This is a genomic window from Micromonospora sp. DT228, from assembly GCF_049841595.1.
Taxonomy (GTDB): Bacteria; Actinomycetota; Actinomycetes; order Mycobacteriales; family Micromonosporaceae; genus Micromonospora.
Genome location: NZ_JBNCKO010000074.1, coordinates 1 through 362, shown reverse-complemented (window position 1 = coordinate 362; position 362 = coordinate 1). Strand labels below are relative to the sequence as shown.

The 362-nt window shown below is 76.0% G+C and carries 1 protein-coding gene; it reads right to left on the bottom strand.

Annotated elements, in window-relative coordinates; all coding sequences use genetic code 11:
• Positions 1-149 precede the first annotated feature (149 nt).
• A partial coding sequence (locus tag ACLQ29_RS35470; RefSeq protein WP_425775715.1) for an ATP-binding protein occupies positions 150-362 on the bottom strand: 213 nt, incomplete at its 5' end.

Sequence of the window (362 nt, the reverse complement as noted above, 5' to 3'; positions counted from 1 at the left end):
CGAGCGGACGTTCATGCGCCCGCTGCTGCCCGTCGAGCCCATCGGGTGACATCGGGCTGCCGGCCGCAGCGGGTGTGGCCGGCGACCCGGACACCCCGGCGGCCGAGCGGTGACGAGGCGTCGTCGGCGCGAGTTCGCGGAGCCTGGCCTCACTCGCGGGTCGAGGGCAGGCGCACCGTGAAGGTCGCGCCCCGGCCCGGATGGCCCTGGGCCTCGATCGTGCCGTGGTGACTGGTGACGACCTCCCGCAGCAGGGCCAGCCCCAGCCCGAAGCGGCGCTCCCCGGCGTTCGTGCCCCGGTGGAACCGGTCGAAGAGCCGCTGCGCGTCGGCCTGGTCGAAGCCGTCCCCGGTGTCGGCGAC